This window comes from Streptomyces sp. NPDC000345, assembly GCF_042898825.1.
GTDB lineage: Bacteria > Actinomycetota > Actinomycetes > Streptomycetales > Streptomycetaceae > Streptomyces.
In genome coordinates, this window is record NZ_JBIAZE010000001.1 from 959,590 (window position 1) to 977,306 (window position 17,717).

The window sequence follows — 17,717 nt, forward strand, 5'->3', positions numbered from 1 at the left end:
TATGGTTCAACTATACCCGGAGAACGGTGGCCCGCCCGTGGCTATTCCCGTGGTCGGAAGGTGCGGTCAGGACGTGAGGGGCAGCGCGTCCATGTAGCTGTTGCTCGGCTTGCCGACCTTCTCCACGCCCCGCACGTCCAGCGCCACCGCCGCCGACGAGGTGCCCAGCGTCCCGCCCGCGTGCCAGACGCCGGTGACCGTCACCCAGGTGTCGGCCTTCGGCGCGGCCGCCCCGTACACCCGCACCTTCAGCGTCGTGGCGTCCGCGGCGCAGCAGTTGACCATGATCCGTGTGAGGTACCAGCTGTTCCCGTCGGCGGGCGTGACGAACCCGGTCATCCGCACCGGGCGTTCCCCGATGGCCCGGCTGCGGTCCTGCTGCACCCGCTGGGTGAACTCGGTGAGCGTGATCGGCAGCGGCGAGGTCGAGGGCAGCGGGTCGAAGCCGTCGTCCTCCACGGCGACGGCCTTCGCGGGCTCGCGGGAAGCGGTGTACGAACCGAGGGCGGGCGGAGCGTAGAACAGCAGGCTCAGCACGGGCAGGAAGAGCAGCCAGGCGACGCGCGGCACACGGGAGTGGTCGTGCCCGTGCCCGTCCGCGTGCCCGTGCCCGTCGGCAGGCTCGTGCCCGTCCGCGTCCCCGTCCGCGTGCTCCCGCTCCGCGTCGAGGTCCGGCCGCCGTGCGGCCCACGCCTCCGCCAGGCCCATCCCCAGCAGCAGCACCCCGGAGGCGATCAGCAGCGGCCGCATCCCCTCCTTCACGAACCGCAGGTACTCCTCCGTGAACAGCGAGGTGTGCAACAACCCCAGCCCGGCGAGCACGAGCAGCCCCACCTGCGCGAACCGCTTCACAGCAGCACCCCTCCCACGACCGCGCTGCACACCACCGCGACGACGACCGTCGCCGAGGAGAACCGGACCGCGAAGGCCCGCCCGAACGTCCCCGCCTGCAACGCGATCAGCTTCAGGTCGACCATCGGCCCCACCACCATGAACGCCAGCCGCGCCACCGGCGAGAACCCGCTGAGCGAGGCCGCCACGAACGCGTCCGCCTCACTGCACACCGCCAGCAGGATCGCCAGCGCCGCAAGGAACAGCACCGACAGCCACGGCGAACCGGAGAACGCCTCCAGCACCGACCGCGGCACCGCCACATTGAACGTCGCCGCCGCCATCGCCCCCACCACCAGGAACCCCCCGGCGTGCAGGAAGTCGTGCTGGAAGCCTCGCCGGAACTCCGTCCAGCGGGCCGCCCCCGGCCGGTGCCCGGTGTGCCGTACGACCGGCCGCAGCCACTCCTCCCGGCCCAGCCAGAGCCACAGCCAGCCCATCACCGCGGCCGTCACCAGCGACGCCAGCAGCCGGGCCAGCACCATCTCGGGGCTGCCCGGAAACGCCACGGCCGTCGCCGTCAGCACCACCGGGTTCACGGCGGGCGCGGACAGCAGGAAGGCGAACGCGGCGGCCGGAGTGACACCCCGCCCGATCAGACTGTTCGCCACCGGCACCGACGCGCACTCGCACCCCGGCAGCACCACCCCCGCCATCCCCGCGACCGGCACCGCGAGCGCCGCCCGCTTCGGCAGCAGCCGCTCGAACACCCGCGCCGGCACGAACGCGTTGATCGCGCCCGACAACGCCGTACCCAGCAACAGGAACGGCAGCGCCTGCACGGTCACCGCCAGCCACACCGTCCGCCAGGCCTGCACGGCCGGCTCGTCCAGCGACCGCCCGACGACCACCAGCAGCGCCCCCGGCAGCACCGCGGCGCCCAGCAGCACCAGGGGCCACCGGCTCGGCAGCCCGCGCGGCGCGGCCGGCTCCGCCGTATCCACCCGTATGTCGACGTCCTGCATGTACCCCTAGACCCGGCCTTCCCGCAGCAGCGCGATCCGCTCCCCGTGGAACTCCACCGTCCGCCGCATGTGCCGCACGATCACGGCGAGCTCGGCGTCCGCCAGGTCCTCGAACAGGGGCGAGCGGTCCCCGCCCAGCCGCTCCCACATCCGCCCGAACTCGGCGATCCGCTCCGGCACCGTCGCCACCAGCACCCGCCGGCGGTCACCCGTGTCCCGCTCCCGCACGACGTACCCCGCCTTCTCCAGCCGGTCCACCAGCCGCGTCGCCGACCCGGTGGTCAGCCCCGTCAGCTCGGCCACCCGGCCCGCCGTCACCGGCTCCCGCTCCAGCGCGAGCAGGTTCAGACACTGCAGATCGGTCGGATGCAGCCCGAGCCGGTCGGCGAGCGCCTGGTTGAACAGGGCGTACGACGCCACGTACCGGCGGGAGACGGCGGACAGTTCGTCCAGCAGCCTCGACCGCACGTTCCCGGACATCGCCCAACCCCTTCGTCAGCGCCGTGTGCCGAGATCGTACTCACGGACGTCACGGACCTCCGAAGTCACACTTCGCACGCCACACCTCAGAGGTCATGCCTCCGGACGTCGCACCTCAGAAGGAGTAGGCGTCCCCGGTGTCCAGCACCAGCACCTGCTGCCGGTCGTTGGCCCGGTTGCGGTCCACCGCCCCGTCCGCCCACACCGTGTCGATCTCCAGCGTCACCTCCGCCGGCCGCCCCCGCAGCCACACCCCCGCCTCCATCCGCTCCCCCGGCCCGTCGGCGGGCAGCGCGCCCGTACGGCACACCACCGACCGCTCCCCCGTCCGAGCACACCCGCCGGGCAGCCGCGGCGCCCGCGCCGCCGGCGGCACCGACCAGCGCAGCCGTACGGTCGCGTCGGCGACGTCCGCCGGACCGTGGTTGCGCGGGGTCAGCCGAACGTCGAGCCGCCCGTCGTGCAGCACCGCGACGCCGTGGTACGAGAGATCGGCCTCGGGCGCGTCACCCGCCGCCCGGGCCGGCCAGGCCGCACCCAGCACCGCCACGGCCCCCCACACGGCGAACCCCCGCATCCTGCGCATGCCACCACCCGCTCCTCGGCCCTCGGCGTCCGGACGCGGACCCGGCGGCCCGCGCACAGTCGATCCCTCCCCCGTGGAACGGACGGCGAGGCGCCGTCCAACAGGTGACAGGCACCGTCCGACAGGTGGCGGAGGGCCGCATGTGAAGCTGTCGGCATGCCGGTCCTGCGCTCCGCCGCCCTGTTCGTCCTCGCCGCCCTGTTCGAGATCGGCGGCGCCTGGCTGGTCTGGCAGGGCGTACGGGAACACCGCGGGTGGCTCTGGGCCACCGGCGGAGTCCTGGCCCTCGGCGCGTACGGCTTCGTCGCCACCTTCCAGCCCGACGCCCACTTCGGCCGCGTCCTCGCCGCGTACGGCGGGATCTTCGTCGCCGGTTCGGTCCTGTGGGGCGTGGTCGCCGACGGCTACCGGCCCGACCGCTGGGACATCGCGGGCGTGCTGATCTGCCTCGCGGGCATGGCGGTGATCATGTGGGCCCCGCGAGGCGAATGACGGTGCGCCCGGCTCCCCGAACCGTTCTCAGGACGGTTCCCCGGACTCCTCCTCGGGCAGCAGCCCCAGCTGCCCCAGGAAGTCCAGCTCGTCGAAGTAGAGCCGGTAGTCGACGATCCGGCCGTCCTCGCCCACGGTGGCGAGGTCCACACCGCGGATCCTGACGTCCTTCTGCGTCGCGGGCAGCGACTCCCCGTCGGGCATGTGGATCGGCCCCGAATTGCGGCCGCCGAAGAAACCCTCGTCGATGGCCGTGTTGCCGATCTCGTACGCGTGCAGCGACTCGAACGAGCCCTCGGGCACCGCGTCCGTCATCTGACGCCAGTACTCGACGATGCTGTCCCGGCCGTGCAGCTCGCCGCCGTCGGGAGTGACGGCGACGGCGTCCTCCGCGAAGAGCTCGCCGATGACCTCCAGATCCGGCTTCCCGGTCAGCGCCTCGGTGAGCCGGTCCATGACCTCTCGAGCCTGTCCCATGATCCACCTCCCGGACAGAGGATCACCCACTTGGATTTTCCCACTTATCCTGGCCGGACGACCTCTCGACGCCGTCCACCCCGCCCGAGGAGCAGTCCATGGCCACCGCCGCACCGTCCGCCGCCTCCCGCATCGCCGTCGTGACCGGTGCGAGCAGCGGAATCGGCGCCGCCACGGCCCGGCGGCTCGCCGCGGCCGGCTACCGCGTCGTCCTCACCGCGCGCCGCAAGGACCGCATCGAGGCCCTGGCCGAGGAGATCGTCGCGGCCGGCGGCTCGGCGACGGCGTACCAGCTGGACGTCACGGACCGCGCCGCCGTCGACGAGTTCGCCACGGCCTTCCGGACGATCGGCGTGCTCGTGAACAACGCGGGCGGCGCCCTCGGTGCCGACCCGGTGGCCACCGGCGACCCGGACCACTGGCGCACGATGTACGAGACGAACGTCCTCGGCACCCTGCACGTCACCCAGGCCCTGCTGCCCAGGCTGGTGGCGAGCGGCGACGGCACGATCGTGGTCGTCTCCTCCACGGCCGGCCACGGCACGTACGAGGGCGGCGCGGGCTACGTCGCCGCCAAGCACGGCGCCCACGTCCTCGCCGAGACCCTCCGCCTGGAGATCGTCGGACAGCCGGTCCGTGTCATCGAGATCGCGCCCGGCATGGTCAGGACCGACGAGTTCGCGCTGACCCGCTTCGGCGGCGACCAGGACAAGGCGGCCAAGGTCTACGAGGGCGTCGCCGAACCCCTCACCGCCGACGACGTGGCCGACACGATCACCTGGGCGGTGACCCGCCCCAGCCACGTCAACGTCGATCTCCTGGTGCTGCGCCCCCGCGCCCAGGCGTCCAACACCAAGGTCCACCGGGAGCTGTGATGACGCCCAGAGAACCGCACGACGAACGCCAGATGTGGTGGTGGCTCGGCTACTTCCTGTTCGGCATCCACATCGTGGCGTTCGTGATGATCTACGCGGTGCGGCACGCGAAGTGACCGCTCACGGCGCCTGACACCGCGGGTCGTCGACGATCACCGCGTCGGCCGGAATGACGATCACGTCGTCCTCGTCCTCCTGCCGCACGGACTTCGTCGTCGCGTACGCCCGCCTGCCCTTCCCCACACACTTGGTGGCGAGGTTCCCGAACCCGTCCGGGAAGTCGTGGACCTCGGCGGCCGAGTCCTCCCCCGCCCGCCCCGCCACCGACGCCCGGAATCCGTGCCCGACACACTTCGTGGCCAGATTGCCGAACCCGTCGGGCATGTTGAACACCTCGGCCGGGGTGTCGTCCCCCGTCTTCCCCCGCACCGGGGCGTCCCCCTTCCCCCGCTCGTCGTCGTACTCCTGCGCACACCCGGCGAGCAGACCCCCACGACGAGCACGACCCCCGCCGCCCGCACCGACGTGCGTATCCGCGTCATGGGACACCCCCGTGTCGACGAGCCGATCCGGCTCCCCCGAAGACAGCGCGCCGCCCCGCCGCGGTTCCGGTCCGGCTGCGTAAGGTCACGACGTGGACAGACACATACCGTTCGACCGGCTGCACAACTTCCGCGACCTGGGCGGCTACCGCACCCGGGACGGCCACCGCGTGCGTCCCGGCCGGCTGTTCCGCGCGGACTCCCTGGGCAAGCTGACCGAGGACACGGACGACTGGGCCCGCTTCCTGTCCCTGGGCGTGGGCACGGTGATCGACCTCCGCCATCCCTGGGAGATCGAGGGGAGAGGCCGCGTCCCGGCGGACGCCTCCTTCGCCTACCACCATCTGAGCATCGAACACCGCCCCTACGACCAGGCGGCGCTGACCCCGGACGTCGACCCGGGCCCCTACCTCTCGGACCGCTTCATGGAGGTGGCGCAGGACGGTACGAAGGAGATCGCGGCGGCACTGCGGCTGGTGGCGGAAGCGGAGGCGCCGCTGGTCTTCCACTGCGCCTCGGGCAAGGACCGCACCGGTGAACTGGCCGCCCTGATCCTGGCCCTCCTCGACGTCCCGGACGAGACGATCATCGAGGACTTCAGTCTGACGGAACTGGCGACCCCGGCCCTGCTCGCGGAGTGGCGCGCGCGGCACGAGGGCCGCTCCCCCGCCTGGCCGGCCTTCGCCCGCGCCCCCGAGTCGGTGATGCGCCTGTTCCTGCGGGCCCTGCGCGGGCGCTACGGCTCGGTGGAGGGATACGTCACGGCCGCCCTGGGCCTGAACGCGACCGCGCTGTCCACCGCCCTGCGCGACCGTCTCCTGGAACCGGTCCCCGCCACCTGGCCCCCGCTCACCCACCGCAGGGCGACCACCCGGGACGCCGCCCTCCTGGTCCGCCTGCGGGACTCGGCGGCGCTGTGGCAACTGGCCCGGGGCATCAGGCAATGGCAGCCGGGCGAGAAGGACGAGACCCACTTCCGCGACCGCATGAGGGACGGCGAGGTCTGGCTCGCGTACGCGAACGGCACACCGGTCGGCGCCTGGGAACTCTGGTGGGACGACCCGGCCGCGTGGGGCCCCCGCCCGCCCGACGCCGGCTACATCCACCGCCTGATGACCACCGCGCACACGGCTCCCCCGGGCACGGGCCGCGAGATGCTGGCCCGGGCCGAGTCCCGCATCGCCGCAGCGGGCCGCCGCTACGCCCGCCTGGACTGCCTGTCCTCCAACCCCCGCCTGCGCGACTACTACGAGTCGGCGGGCTACCGGGTCACAGGCGAACAGCGGGCGAAGGACGGCGGCTCGGGCAGCCCGTACGCGGTGACCCTGCTGGAGAAACGGCTGGTGTGAGGCGGGGGGAGGACCCGTGCCCTCCCCCGGCCGGCTCAGCCCTTCACGCACACGACCTGCTTCAGCTTCGCCACGACCTCCACCAGGTCCCGCTGCTGGTCGATGACCTGCTCGATCGGCTTGTAGGCACCCGGGATCTCGTCCACGACGCCGGAGTCCTTGCGGCACTCCACCCCCCGGGTCTGCTCCTCCAGGTCCTTCGTCGAGAAGCGGCGCTTGGCCGCGTTGCGGCTCATGCGCCGACCGGCGCCGTGGGACGCCGAGTTGAAGGCCTTCTCGTTCCCGAGACCCTTCACGATGTACGAACCCGTGCCCATGGAACCGGGGATGATCCCGTACTCGCCGGATCCCGCGCGGATCGCGCCCTTGCGGGTGACCAGCAGGTCCATCCCGTCGTAGCGCTCCTCCGCGACGTAGTTGTGGTGCGCGCTGATCTCCGGCTCGAAGGCCGGCTTCGCCTTCCGGAACTCCTTGGCGACGACATCCTTCAGGAGCGCCATCATGAGCGTGCGGTTGTACTTCGCGTACTCCTGCGCCCAGAACAGGTCGTTCCGGTACGCCGCCATCTGCGGGGTGTCCGCGATGAAGACGGCGAGGTCGCGGTCGACCAGACCCTGGTTGTGCGGGAGCTTCTGGGCCACGCCGATGTGGAACTCGGCGAGTTCCTTGCCGATGTTCCGGGAACCGGAGTGCAGCATCAGCCACACAGAACCGGCCGTATCCGTGCACACCTCGACAAAGTGGTTGCCGGATCCGAGCGTTCCCATCTGCTTGGTCGCCCGCTCCTGACGGAACTTGACCGCGTCGGCGATCCCGTCGAACCGTCCCCAGAAGTCGTCCCAGCCCCCCGCCGCGAACCCGTGGAACCGTCCCGGGTCGACGGGGTCCTCATGCATCCCCCGCCCCACCGGAATCGCCTGCTCGATCTTCGAGCGCAGCCGCGACAGATCCCCCGGCAGGTCGTTCGCCGTCAGAGAGGTCTTGACGGCGGACATTCCGCAGCCGATGTCGACCCCGACCGCCGCGGGACACACGGCCCCCCGCATCGCGATGACCGAACCGACCGTCGCACCCTTGCCGTAGTGGACGTCCGGCATCACGGCCAGGCCCTTGATCCACGGCAGGGTGGCGACGTTGCGCAGCTGCTGCAGCGCCACGTCCTCCACCGTCGCCGGGTCGGTCCACATCCGGATCGGCACCTTCGCGCCCGGCATTTCCACGTACGACATATCGCTCTCATTCCCCCGGTATCACAACAGAAGTCCCAAGTCGCAAAACCGGCGCCAAGGTCAACGAATGGGACAACGGACCGGCGTTCACGGTGTTGCGTGCGATACACATTGTCTGCCGGTGCCGCCCCCGCCCGGCAAGCGAATAACCAGCGGGGACACTGGACCACGATCACCACGCGACCGTCGAGAGGAGCCGACCGTGCAGCGGAAGGCCTACGTAACCGGCGTCGCCGCGCTTCTCGCGGCGCTGCTGGCCGGCTGCACCGGCGGCTCGGACGACGGCGGTTCGACGGACGACTCCAACCCCGGCGAGGCCGGCACGGTGACGGCCACCGCGCAGCCCGGCAAGTACACGACCCTGCCCGAGGCCTGCAGCGCCGTCGGCGAGTCCACCCTCGAATCCCTCCTGCCCGGCGTCAAGGAGATCGCCGACGAGCAGCAGCGCGAGACCGCCTACGAGGGCGAGGCGACCCTGACGTACGACACCGACCGCAAGGTGGGCTGCCGTTGGAAGGTGCAGTCGGCGGACGCCACCGACCATCTCTTCGTCGACTTCGAACGCGTCGTCTCCTACGACAACTCCGTCAGCGACGACAACCAGGCGGAGGAGCTGTTCGCCAGGAAGGTCACCGCGGCCGACCTGCCGGAGCCCACACCCTCCGACACCGCCTCGGAGACCGCCTCTTCGGGCGCCTCGGCATCCGCGAGCGCGTCCGGTTCCGCCGGCGCGAGCCCCACGGCCTCCGCGACCCCGTCCGGCTCCGCCCCGGCCACCTCCTCGCCCTCCGCCACGCCCACCGATCTCCAGCCCCGTCTCCTGGACGACCTCGGCGACGAGGCGTTCGTCGACGACGCGCTCAGCAGCTCGGGTTCGACGGTGAAACAGCGCACGGTGACTGTGGCGTTCCGCACGTCCAACGTCATCGTGACCATCGAGTACGAAGAGCAGCCGACCACCGTCGGAACGGTCCCGGACAGCGAGGAAATGCAGGACAAGGCCCGGAAACTGGCCTCCCGGCTGGCCGACTCCCTGGCCTGACAACGGCCTTCGGTGTCCGCGCGCGGCAGGCCCGCAAAGCCGGTGAAGCGGAACCGCACAGCTGTCTCACCGCGTACCGTGGCCCCTCGGACCCGATCCGACCGCAGGAACCACGAGCGTCATGAGTGAAGGAACCATGCAGCGACGAGCCCAGCGAGACGACCAGTTTGACCAGCGCGCCACCCGGGTGGGAGGCCTCAACCGCGTCCTGGCCGCCGCGCTCGCGGTGCCGGTGATGCTGTTCGCCGCGGCCTGCTCCTCGGACTCCGGCTCGGACTCGGGCGCCGGCTCCGCCGACAACGCGCAGGGCACCACCGGTGGCACCGGCGAGGTCGCCGCGAGCTCCACGCCCACCGTCCAGGCGGCCGCGTACGCGACGCTGCCCGGCGCCTGCAAGGTGCTGTCGAAGAAGACGCTGACCGAGCTGGTCCCCAAGGGCACGTCCTCCGGCAAGGAGGGCGCCTCCAGCGACGTCGCCGCCCGCACCAGCTGCTCCTGGTCCAGCCTGGACAACAACGGCGTGAAGGGCTCCCAGTTCCGCTGGCTCAACGTCTCCCTGCTGCGCTTCGAGTCGGACACCGCGAGCGGTGACGCCGAGACCCAGGCGGAGACGTACTACGCGAAGCAGGTCAAAGCCGCCCAGGCCGTGACGGGCGCGAAGAGCGCCAGGACGGAGACGGTCACCGGGACCGGCGACCAGGCGACGGTGGTCCGTTACGACCTGAAGAAGAAGGAAGGCGCCTTCAAGCAGCAGACGGTCGTGGCCCGCGTCGAGAACGTGGTCGTCACCCTCGACTACAACGGCGCCGGTCTGGCCGGCGAGAAGACCCCGAGCGCCGACACCCTGACGGAGGCCGCGAAGAAGGCCGCCAAGGAGGTCGTGGCCGCGGTGAAGTCCGCCAACGGCGAAGGCGGCAACGGCAGTTCGGGTACGACGTCGACCAGCCCGTCCCCCTCCGGGTCGGCGTCGAAGTCCGCCTCGCCGTCCCCCCGGGCGAGCGCCTCCAAGACCCCCTCGAAGACGACGACCACACCCGCGTCCAAGGCCTCCTCCTCGAAGCGCTGACGATCCGGCAACACGTGCGCCGCACACATGTGCCACCCTGTCTCGCGCAACAACACGCAAGGGGAGGGAAGTAGGTGGCCGCGCCAATCCAGCTGACTCGGATGCACCGCGTTCTCATCGGCGTGGTCGTGACCGGCGCCGTGATCATCGCCGGCATCGGCTTCGCCGGCTCGTACGCGGCCGTGCGCGAGTTGGCTCTGAAGAAAGGATTCGGGAACTTCTCCTACGTGTTCCCGATCGGCATCGACGCGGGCATCTGCGTCCTGCTCGCCCTGGATCTGCTCCTGACCTGGATCCGGATCCCGTTCCCGCTGCTCCGCCAGACGGCCTGGCTGCTCACGGCGGCCACGATCGCCTTCAACGGCGCGGCCGCCTGGCCGGACCCGCTGGGCACGGGCATGCACGCGGTGATCCCGGTCCTGTTCGTCGTCTCCGTCGAGGCGGCCCGCCACGCGATCGGCCGCATCGCGGACATCACGGCCGACAAGCACATGGAGGGCGTCCGGATCACCCGCTGGCTGCTCTCCCCCGTCCCCACCTTCCTCCTCTGGCGCCGTATGAAGCTCTGGGAGCTCCGCTCCTACGACCAGGTGATCAAGCTGGAGCAGGAACGTCTCGTCTACCAGGCGAGGCTCCGCTCCCGCTTCGGCCGCGCCTGGCGCCGCAAGGCCCCGGTGGAGTCCCTGATGCCCCTGCGCCTGGCCCGCTACGGCGTCCCCCTGGCGGAAACGGCCCCCGCGGGCCTGGCGGCGGCGGGCATAGAACCGGCCCTGCTCCCCCCGGCCCCCCACCACCAGGAACTGACCGCGGCGCCCCTCCCCGCCGACCCGGCCGCGGCAGCCGCCGGGCTCGACGCCGCCGCCGCGGGCAGTCGCGCCGCCGGGGCGGCACCCGGCCCTCAGAGCGCGGCAGCCCTCGGCGAGCAGCGCCAGAACCCCGGCGGCCCCCAGCACCCCGGGTACCCGGCCGACCGGCCGGTCGCCGACGAGAGCCCCTGGTTCCACGCGGCGGACCCGAACAACATCGCGTACCAGGGCGGCTACGACCCCACCTACGACCCCTCGGAGCAGTACGCCCAGTGGTACGAGGAGCAGCAGCAGGCCGACGCGTACCGGGAGCAGTACGAGGAAGAGCCCCCGCCCCCCGGCCTGGAACCCGCCCCGGAGGAGACCGGCACCTTCCCCATCCCGGTGGGCCCGAACCGCACCCGCGAGCTCGGTGAGGGCGGCGGCACCCCCGAGCCGGACGAGGACGCGTACTACCAGGTCTTCGTCAGGTCGATAGACGGCAGCTACCCGACGCCCCGTGTCCTGGGCGACAACATCGAGGCGACCTTCGGCACCACGCTGACCCCCAGCGCGCTGAAGACCCTCGCGGAACGCTTCCAGCTCCGCCACTCGGCGGAACTGGAGGAGGACCACATCGCGTAGGGCGGGAAACGGACAGGCCCCCTCGTCTCCGAGGGGGCCTGTCCTGTGCGGTGGGCGCCTGTGTCGCCGGCTGCGCCCTACTCCCCGAGCAGGGCCCGGACCCGCTCCTGCCCCACCGCCAGCAGCAGCGTGGGCAGACGCGGACCGGTGTCGCGCCCGACGAGCAGGTGGTAGAGCAGCGCGAAGAACGTCCGCTGGGCGGTCTTGATCTCCGGCGGCAGCTCCTTGGGCGTCGCGTCGGCGGAGAACCCGGCCTGCACCTTCGGAACGCCGTACACGAGGTGGGTCAGGCCGTCGAGCGACCAGTGGTCGGCGAGTCCGTCGAGGAGCAGCCGCAGCGACTGCTGGGAGGCCTCGTCGAGGGACTTCAGCAGCTCGGCGTCCGGCTCCTGGCGCACGATGGTCCGCTGGTCGGCGGGAACGTGGGTGTTGATCCAGGCTTCGGCCTTGTCGTAGCGCGGCCGGGCCTCGTCCAGCGAGCCGAGCGGGTTCTCGGGGTCGAGCTCGCTCAGGATGCGCAGTGCCTGGTCCTGGTGGCCGGCGGTGATGTCGGCGACGGAGGCCAGTGTCCGGTACGGCAGCGGGCGCCCGGTCCGCGGCAGCTCACCGGTGGCCGTGCGCACCGCACGCGAGTGCGCGGCGACGTCGGCCGGCAGCGCCGAGCCGTCGGCGACCTTGGCGTCCAGCTTGTCCCACTCGTCGTAGAGCCGCTGGATCTCCTGGTCGAAGGCGATCTTGAAGGACTGGTTGGGCCGCCGGCGGGCGTAGAGCCAGCGCAGCAGCTGCGGCTCCATGATCTTCAGCGCGTCGGCCGGCGTGGGCACACCGCCGCGCGACGAGGACATCTTGGCCATGCCGCTGATGCCCACGAACGCGTACATCGGCCCGATGGGCTGCTTCCCGCCGAAGATCCCGACGATCTGCCCGCCGACCTGGAAGCTGGAGCCGGGGGAGGAGTGGTCGACGCCGCTGGGCTCGAAGACGACGCCCTCGTAGGCCCACCGCATCGGCCAGTCGACCTTCCAGACGAGCTTGCCGCGGTTGAACTCGTTCAGCCGGACGGTCTCCGAGAAGCCGCACGCGGTGCAGGCGTAGGTCAGCTCGGTGGTGTCGTCGTCGTAGGAGGTGACGGTGGTGAGGTCCTTCTCGCAGTTGCCGCAGTAGGGCTTGTACGGGAAGTAGCCGACGGACCCGGCGCCGGAGCTGCCGTCGTCCTCGCTCGCCGCGCCCGACCCCTCGGCGGCCTCCAGCTCGGCCTCGTCGACGGGCTTCTGCTGCTGGGGCTTGGCCGGGGCCTTCTTGGTCCGGTACTGGTCGAGGATCGCGTCGATCTCGGCGCGGTGCGCCACGGCGTGCAGGATCTGGTCGCGGTACACGCCGGAGGTGTACTGCGCGGTCTGGCTGATGCCGTCGAACTCCACGCCCAGCTCGGCCAGCGACTCGGTCATCGCGGCCTTGAAGTGCTCGGCCCAGTTCGGGTGCGCCGAGCCCTCGGGGGCCGGTACGGAGGTCAGCGGCTTGCCGATGTGCTCGGCCCAGGTCCCGTCGACCCCGGTGATGCCGAGCGGGACCTTGCGGTAGCGGTCGTAGTCGTCCCAGGAGATCAGGTGGCGGACCTGGTACCCGCGGCGGCGGATCTCGTCGGCGACGAGGTGGGGGGTCATGACCTCGCGCAGGTTGCCCAGGTGGATGGGGCCGGAGGGCGAGAGCCCGGACGCGACGACGACAGGTTTGCCGGGGGCCCGACGCTCCGACTCCTCGATGACCTCGTCCGCGAAACGGGAGACCCAGTCGGTGGTCTCGGTGCTCTGAGCCACGATCGGCACGTCCTCTTGATCTCGATGTTGCTGTCGATGTGTTGATGTCGGTGCTGGAAGCCCTCGGAGGGCCCCTCCATACTCCCAGACGGGTACGCGCGCGAGAAAACGGCTTTACCCCCCATGGGATACTGGGCCTGTCTATCCATCCCACGAGGAGAACGGCACCCACTCCTATGGCCCCGGTCACGTCCCTCAGCCACTCCGTCGAACAGCACCTGACGTCCGCCGTCTCGGCCGCCCTGCCGGAGACCGCCGCGGACCCGCTGCTGCGACGAAGCGACCGGGCCGACTTCCAGGCCAACGGCATCCTGGCCCTGGCCAAGAAGGCGAAGGCGAACCCGCGGGAGCTGGCGACGCAGGTCGTGGCGAACGTGGTGGCCGGTGACGTGATCAAGGAGATCGAGGTCTCGGGCCCCGGCTTCCTGAACATCACGGTCACCGACGCGGCGATCACCCGGAACCTGGCCGCGCGGTACGCGGACACGGACCGCCTGGGTGTCCCGGCCAAGGCGGACCCGGGCATCACGGTCATCGACTACGCCCAGCCGAACGTGGCCAAGGAGATGCACGTCGGCCACCTGCGCTCGGCGGTGATCGGCGACGCCCTGCGCGGCATGCTCGACTTCACCGGCGAGAAGACGATCGGCCGGCACCACATCGGCGACTGGGGCACCCAGTTCGGCATGCTCATCCAGTACCTGATCGAGAACCCGGACGCGCTGTCCGCGGAGACCGACACCGACGGCGAGCAGGCCATGTCGAACCTGAACCGGGTCTACAAGGCCTCGCGGGCGGTCTTCGACGCGGACGCGGACTTCAAGGAGCGGGCGCGCAAGAGGGTCGTCGCCCTGCAGTCCGGCGACAAGGAGACCCTCGACTTCTGGCAGCGGTTCGTGGACGAGTCGAAGGTCTACTTCTACTCGGTCTTCGAGAAGCTCGACATGGAGATCCGCGACGAGGAGATCGTCGGCGAGTCGGCGTACAACGACGGCATGCCCGAGACGGCCCGCCTGCTGGAGGAGATGGGGGTCGCGGTCCGCTCGGAGGGCGCGCTCGTCGTGTTCTTCGACGACATCCGGGGCAAGGACGACCAGCCGGTCCCGCTGATCGTGCAGAAGGCCGACGGCGGCTTCGGCTACGCGGCCTCCGACCTCACCGCGATCCGCAACCGGGTCACCGACCTGCACGCCACCTCGCTGATCTACGTGGTGGACGTGCGGCAGTCGCTGCACTTCAAGATGGTCTTCGAGACGGCACGGCGGGCGGGCTGGCTCACCGACGACGTCACCGCGCACAACATGGGCTACGGCACGGTGCTGGGCGCGGACGGCAAGCCGTTCAAGACGCGTGAGGGCGAGACCGTACGGCTGGAGGACCTGCTGGACGAGGCGGTGCAGCGGGCCGCGGAGGTCGTCCGGGAGAAGGCGCAGGACCTCACGGAGGACGAGATCCTGCAGCGGGCCGCCCAGGTCGGCATCGGCGCCGTGAAGTACGCGGACCTGTCGACGTCCCCGAACCGGGACTACAAGTTCGACCTGGACCAGATGGTCTCGCTGAACGGCGACACGTCCGTCTACCTCCAGTACGCGTACGCCCGTATCCAGTCGATCCTGCGCAAGGCGGGTGACGTACGGCCGGCCGCGCACCCGGACCTGGAACTGCACGCGGCGGAGCGGGCGCTGGGCCTGCACCTGGACGCGTTCGGCGACACGGTCTTCGAGGCGGCGGCGGAGTACGCCCCGCACAAGCTGGCGGCGTACTTGTACCAGTTGGCCTCCCTCTACACGGCCTTCTACGACAAGTGCCCGGTGCTGAAGGCCGAGACGCCTGAGCAGGTGGAGAACCGCCTCTTCCTGTGCGACGTCACAGCCCGCACGCTGCACCGGGGCATGGCCCTGCTGGGCATCCGGACGCCCGAGAAGCTCTGAGGGACGGACGACGGACGACAAGGAGGGGGGAGGGAAGCCCGATGGCTTCCCTCCCCCCTCTTCGTCGCTTCAGCGCGGCCCCGCTGTCAGTGCCTGCCCTTACAGTCACCGGCATGGCGACTCTTCCCAACCCGCTGCCCAAGCTGGCGTCCGACCCGAGCGGCCGTTCCCTCGGGCTTCAACTCCCGCCGGGGAGACTGATCGACGCGACGGAAGAGGGGCCGTGGCACGAGCCGTTGCTGTGGCATGCCGAACGGCCGGCTGCCCCGGGCAACTGGTCCGCGCTCGGCGCCCGTTCGGCGCGTGCGGGTCTTCTGCCGGTGCTCGTCGACCTGGGCGGGGCGCAGGGCGGCCCGCAGGAGTGGGAGCTGCTGCCGGGCGAGCCGTCCTACCCCGGCGACCACGATCCGGAGGAGATCCTCGCGGAGTACTGGGAGGAGGTCGCGGCGGAGGGTGAGGAGTGGCCGGGCCCGGCCCGGGGCCTCACCCTGGTGTCCGATCCGGACACGCGCGCCGCGCAGGTGGCCGACTCCCTCGCGGCCGAGGGCCGTTCGTGGTTCAGGACGCCCCATCTCGCCCTGGTGCCGGCCCGGCGGAGCGCGGATGTGCCCGCCGCCATCGGCTGGACGGGCCCCGCCGGCTACGAGAACGACACCGCCCGGCTGTGCGCCGTCCTCCGCTCCTGGGAGGACCGCTTCGGCATACGCGTCGTCGGACTCGGCTTCGACGTCCTCGTGCTCTCCGTCGCGGCCCCGCCCGCCACCCCGGAGGAGGCACGGGCAGTGGCCGCCGAACACTTCGCGTTCTGCCCGGACAACATCACGCAGGGGCCGGGTTCACCGGAGGCCTACGCCCAGCAGCTCCTCGGGGAGCACCTGTGGTCCTTCTGGTGGGACTGAACCCCGGCCGCCTCCGGCCGGCCCCGGCCGCCCCCTGCTGCCCCGGACTGCCCCGGACTGCCCCGGGCTGCCCCGGGCTGCCCCGGCTATCCCCTCAGCCCCCGGCCCAGCCTCCGCAGCCCCTCCCCGATCTCCTCCGGCGTCTGCGTCACGAAGCACAGCCGCAGCGTCGAGCGGTCGGCCTCACCGGCGTAGAAGGGCGCGCCGGGGACGTACGCCACGTCCTGCCGCACCACCTGGGGCAGCAGGGCCGTGGTGTCGTACGACTCCGGCAGCCGGACCCAGAGGAACATGCCGCCCTCCGGCCGGTTCCACACCGACCCCTCCGGCAGGACCTCCCCCAGTCCCGCCACCATGGCGTCCCGCCGCTCGCGGTACACGGCCGCCACCCTCGCCACATGCGCGTCGAGGTCGTTCACGGCCAGATACCGTGCCGCGGCGAGCTGGTTGACCGTCGGGGTGTGCAGGTCGGCCGCCTGCTTGGCGACGACACAGGCGCGGAGCAGCTCGGCGGGAGCCCGCAGCCAGCCCAGCCGCAGGCCGGGGGCCATCACCTTGGAGAAGGAGCCGAGCAGGACCGTGCGGTCGAGGGCGCCGGGGTGGGCCGCGATCCAGGGGACGCGCTCACCGTCGTAGCGGAGTTCGCCGTAGGGGTCGTCCTCGACGATCCACAGGCCGTGGCGGGCGGCGACGCAGGCGATCGCGGCGCGGCGGCTCGCGGGCAGGGTGCGGCCGGTGGGGTTCTGGAAGGTGGGGACGGTGTAGAGCAGCTTGGGCCGCTCCCGCGCCACCAGCTCCGCCAGGGCGTCGGGGTCGGGCCCGTCGGCGTCTCCCGGGACGGCCACGATCCGCGCTCCCGCCAGCCCGAAGACCTGGAGGGCCGCGAGATAGCAGGGCGCCTCGACGAGGACGGTGTCGCCGGGGTCGAGGAGGGCCGTCGCCAGCAGGGACAGGGCCTGCTGGGAGCCGGTGGTGACGAGGAGGTCGTCGGCGGTGGTCGCCAGGCCGCGCACCGACGTCCGCGCCGCGAGCCGCTCCCGCAGCGCCGGCTCGCCCTCCGTCGTGGCGTACTGCAGGGCCTGCGCCGGGGTCTCCTCCAGGACATGCCGGAAGGCCTCCGCCACACCCTCCCCGTCGAACAGTTCCGGCGCGGGCAGCCCGCCCGCGAAGTTGATCATCTCGGGGCGTGCGGTGACGGCGAGGATGTCCCGCACGGGGGAGCCCCCGGTCACCCGGGCCCGGGCGGCGAGCGGGGGCGGCGCGGCAACGGACACGGACGCTGACGCTGACGCGGGAACGGTGTCGGATGCGAGAGTCATGCCCGCACCCTAGGGATGTGGATGGCGCCTACACTCGCCTTTTCGGCATACGGACCGGCGAGGCCGGGCGCCTGCGTCCCACATCCCGTCCCAAGGACGCGGCTTTTCCGCAGGTCGGACGGGTTGGGACCGGACCGGCGTCCCGACTTGGGCGGCGGGCGTGGAAGCCCGGAGGCGGTTCGGCCCAGGCTTGCCGCATGTCCACACGCCCCACTCCCGCCCGCTCCGCCCGCGTCCGTCTCCTGGCCGCCGCGCTCACGGCCGCCGCCGCCCTCGCGCTCACCGCCTGCCGGGACGGCCAGGGCCTGCGCGACGAGGGCCCGTCGG

General features: G+C 71.7%; 17 protein-coding genes. 8 read left to right on the forward strand and 9 right to left on the reverse strand.

The window, feature by feature from the left end; translation table 11 throughout:
• Positions 1-66: 66 nt before the first annotated feature.
• From ACFY30_RS04480 to ACFY30_RS04495, 4 genes are all read right to left on the reverse strand, one after another.
• On the reverse strand, positions 67-852 hold the full coding sequence (locus ACFY30_RS04480) for a TIGR03943 family putative permease subunit (protein WP_390843631.1): 786 nt from the start codon (positions 850-852) through the stop codon (positions 67-69).
• Positions 849-1,856: a permease gene (locus ACFY30_RS04485; protein WP_390843632.1), complete on the reverse strand. Its 1,008-nt coding sequence runs from the start codon at positions 1,854-1,856 to the stop codon at positions 849-851. The genes ACFY30_RS04480 and ACFY30_RS04485 overlap by 4 nt, the downstream gene beginning before the upstream one ends.
• Positions 1,857-1,862: 6 nt before the next feature.
• On the reverse strand, positions 1,863-2,336 hold the full coding sequence (locus ACFY30_RS04490) for a MarR family winged helix-turn-helix transcriptional regulator (protein WP_390843633.1): 474 nt from the start codon (positions 2,334-2,336) through the stop codon (positions 1,863-1,865).
• A gap of 115 nt (positions 2,337-2,451) precedes the next feature.
• Positions 2,452-2,922, reverse strand: coding sequence for a hypothetical protein (locus tag ACFY30_RS04495; protein WP_390843634.1), 471 nt, complete (start codon positions 2,920-2,922; stop codon positions 2,452-2,454).
• Between the two features lie 156 nt (positions 2,923-3,078).
• On the opposite strand from ACFY30_RS04495, the gene ACFY30_RS04500 reads away from it, so the two are divergent.
• On the forward strand, positions 3,079-3,414 hold the full coding sequence (locus ACFY30_RS04500) for a YnfA family protein (protein ID WP_390843635.1): 336 nt from the start codon (positions 3,079-3,081) through the stop codon (positions 3,412-3,414).
• A gap of 27 nt (positions 3,415-3,441) precedes the next feature.
• On the opposite strand, the gene ACFY30_RS04505 is transcribed toward ACFY30_RS04500, so the two are convergent.
• Positions 3,442-3,891 (reverse strand): ester cyclase, encoded by a 450-nt coding sequence (locus tag ACFY30_RS04505; RefSeq protein WP_390843636.1) that lies wholly within the window; start codon positions 3,889-3,891, stop codon positions 3,442-3,444.
• A 98-nt stretch (positions 3,892-3,989) separates the two neighbouring features.
• Here ACFY30_RS04505 and ACFY30_RS04510 point away from each other — a divergent pair, with 98 nt between their 5' ends.
• Positions 3,990-4,766, forward strand: a complete 777-nt coding sequence (locus tag ACFY30_RS04510) for an SDR family NAD(P)-dependent oxidoreductase (protein ID WP_390843637.1) — start codon at positions 3,990-3,992, stop codon at positions 4,764-4,766.
• A gap of 120 nt (positions 4,767-4,886) precedes the next feature.
• Here ACFY30_RS04510 and ACFY30_RS04515 read toward each other — a convergent pair whose 3' ends face one another.
• Positions 4,887-5,195: a hypothetical protein gene (locus ACFY30_RS04515; protein WP_390843638.1), complete on the reverse strand. Its 309-nt coding sequence runs from the start codon at positions 5,193-5,195 to the stop codon at positions 4,887-4,889.
• Between the two features lie 205 nt (positions 5,196-5,400).
• On the opposite strand from ACFY30_RS04515, the gene ACFY30_RS04520 reads away from it, so the two are divergent.
• Positions 5,401-6,657 (forward strand): GNAT family N-acetyltransferase, encoded by a 1,257-nt coding sequence (locus ACFY30_RS04520; RefSeq protein WP_390843639.1) that lies wholly within the window; start codon positions 5,401-5,403, stop codon positions 6,655-6,657.
• Positions 6,658-6,692: 35 nt separating this feature from the next.
• Here the strand turns inward: ACFY30_RS04520 and ACFY30_RS04525 are convergent, their stop codons facing one another.
• Entirely contained in the window at positions 6,693-7,886 is a 1,194-nt protein-coding gene (locus ACFY30_RS04525; RefSeq protein WP_390657933.1) for an RtcB family protein, read from the reverse strand.
• A gap of 202 nt (positions 7,887-8,088) precedes the next feature.
• Between ACFY30_RS04525 and ACFY30_RS04530 the strand changes: the two genes are divergently transcribed.
• The 3 genes from ACFY30_RS04530 to ACFY30_RS04540 all read left to right on the forward strand — a co-directional run bounded on the left by ACFY30_RS04530 (position 8,089) and on the right by ACFY30_RS04540 (position 11,424).
• The gene (locus tag ACFY30_RS04530) at positions 8,089-8,928 is read left to right on the forward strand and encodes a DUF3558 domain-containing protein (RefSeq protein ID WP_390843641.1); all 840 of its coding nucleotides are present in this window, start codon (positions 8,089-8,091) and stop codon (positions 8,926-8,928) included.
• A gap of 121 nt (positions 8,929-9,049) precedes the next feature.
• Positions 9,050-9,994 (forward strand): DUF3558 domain-containing protein, encoded by a 945-nt coding sequence (locus tag ACFY30_RS04535; protein WP_390843643.1) that lies wholly within the window; start codon positions 9,050-9,052, stop codon positions 9,992-9,994.
• Between the two features lie 101 nt (positions 9,995-10,095).
• Positions 10,096-11,424 (forward strand): DUF2637 domain-containing protein, encoded by a 1,329-nt coding sequence (locus ACFY30_RS04540; protein ID WP_390843644.1) that lies wholly within the window; start codon positions 10,096-10,098, stop codon positions 11,422-11,424.
• A gap of 77 nt (positions 11,425-11,501) precedes the next feature.
• On the opposite strand, the gene lysS is transcribed toward ACFY30_RS04540, so the two are convergent.
• Positions 11,502-13,250 carry a lysine--tRNA ligase gene (gene lysS, locus ACFY30_RS04545; protein WP_390843645.1) on the reverse strand — a complete coding sequence of 583 codons (1,749 nt, stop codon included), beginning with the start codon at positions 13,248-13,250 and terminating at the stop codon, positions 11,502-11,504.
• 167 nt (positions 13,251-13,417) lie between these two features.
• Here lysS and argS point away from each other — a divergent pair, with 167 nt between their 5' ends.
• Positions 13,418-15,172: an arginine--tRNA ligase gene (gene argS, locus ACFY30_RS04550; protein ID WP_390843646.1), complete on the forward strand. Its 1,755-nt coding sequence runs from the start codon at positions 13,418-13,420 to the stop codon at positions 15,170-15,172.
• Positions 15,173-15,285: 113 nt separating this feature from the next.
• Positions 15,286-16,071 (forward strand): DUF4253 domain-containing protein, encoded by a 786-nt coding sequence (locus ACFY30_RS04555; RefSeq protein ID WP_390843647.1) that lies wholly within the window; start codon positions 15,286-15,288, stop codon positions 16,069-16,071.
• Between the two features lie 86 nt (positions 16,072-16,157).
• Here ACFY30_RS04555 and ACFY30_RS04560 read toward each other — a convergent pair whose 3' ends face one another.
• Positions 16,158-17,390, reverse strand: coding sequence for a PLP-dependent aminotransferase family protein (locus tag ACFY30_RS04560; protein ID WP_390843648.1), 1,233 nt, complete (start codon positions 17,388-17,390; stop codon positions 16,158-16,160).
• Positions 17,391-17,717 lie beyond the last annotated feature (327 nt).

What these genes read in the sequence shown, in the direction of transcription:
- ACFY30_RS04525 (WP_390657933.1), bottom strand. Translation starts at nt 7,886, where the DNA reads ATGTCGTACGTGGAAATGCCGGGCGCGAAGGTGCCGATCCGGATGTGG.
- ACFY30_RS04505 (WP_390843636.1), bottom strand. Translation starts at nt 3,891, where the DNA reads ATGGGACAGGCTCGAGAGGTCATGGACCGGCTCACCGAGGCGCTGACC.
- ACFY30_RS04500 (WP_390843635.1), top strand. Translation starts at nt 3,079, where the DNA reads ATGCCGGTCCTGCGCTCCGCCGCCCTGTTCGTCCTCGCCGCCCTGTTC.
- ACFY30_RS04490 (WP_390843633.1), bottom strand. Translation starts at nt 2,336, where the DNA reads ATGTCCGGGAACGTGCGGTCGAGGCTGCTGGACGAACTGTCCGCCGTC.
- ACFY30_RS04535 (WP_390843643.1), top strand. Translation starts at nt 9,050, where the DNA reads ATGAGTGAAGGAACCATGCAGCGACGAGCCCAGCGAGACGACCAGTTT.
- ACFY30_RS04540 (WP_390843644.1), top strand. Translation starts at nt 10,096, where the DNA reads ATGCACCGCGTTCTCATCGGCGTGGTCGTGACCGGCGCCGTGATCATC.
- ACFY30_RS04510 (WP_390843637.1), top strand. Translation starts at nt 3,990, where the DNA reads ATGGCCACCGCCGCACCGTCCGCCGCCTCCCGCATCGCCGTCGTGACC.
- ACFY30_RS04560 (WP_390843648.1), bottom strand. Translation starts at nt 17,390, where the DNA reads ATGACTCTCGCATCCGACACCGTTCCCGCGTCAGCGTCAGCGTCCGTG.
- ACFY30_RS04555 (WP_390843647.1), top strand. Translation starts at nt 15,286, where the DNA reads ATGGCGACTCTTCCCAACCCGCTGCCCAAGCTGGCGTCCGACCCGAGC.
- ACFY30_RS04495 (WP_390843634.1), bottom strand. Translation starts at nt 2,922, where the DNA reads ATGCGCAGGATGCGGGGGTTCGCCGTGTGGGGGGCCGTGGCGGTGCTG.
- ACFY30_RS04485 (WP_390843632.1), bottom strand. Translation starts at nt 1,856, where the DNA reads ATGCAGGACGTCGACATACGGGTGGATACGGCGGAGCCGGCCGCGCCG.
- argS (WP_390843646.1), top strand. Translation starts at nt 13,418, where the DNA reads ATGGCCCCGGTCACGTCCCTCAGCCACTCCGTCGAACAGCACCTGACG.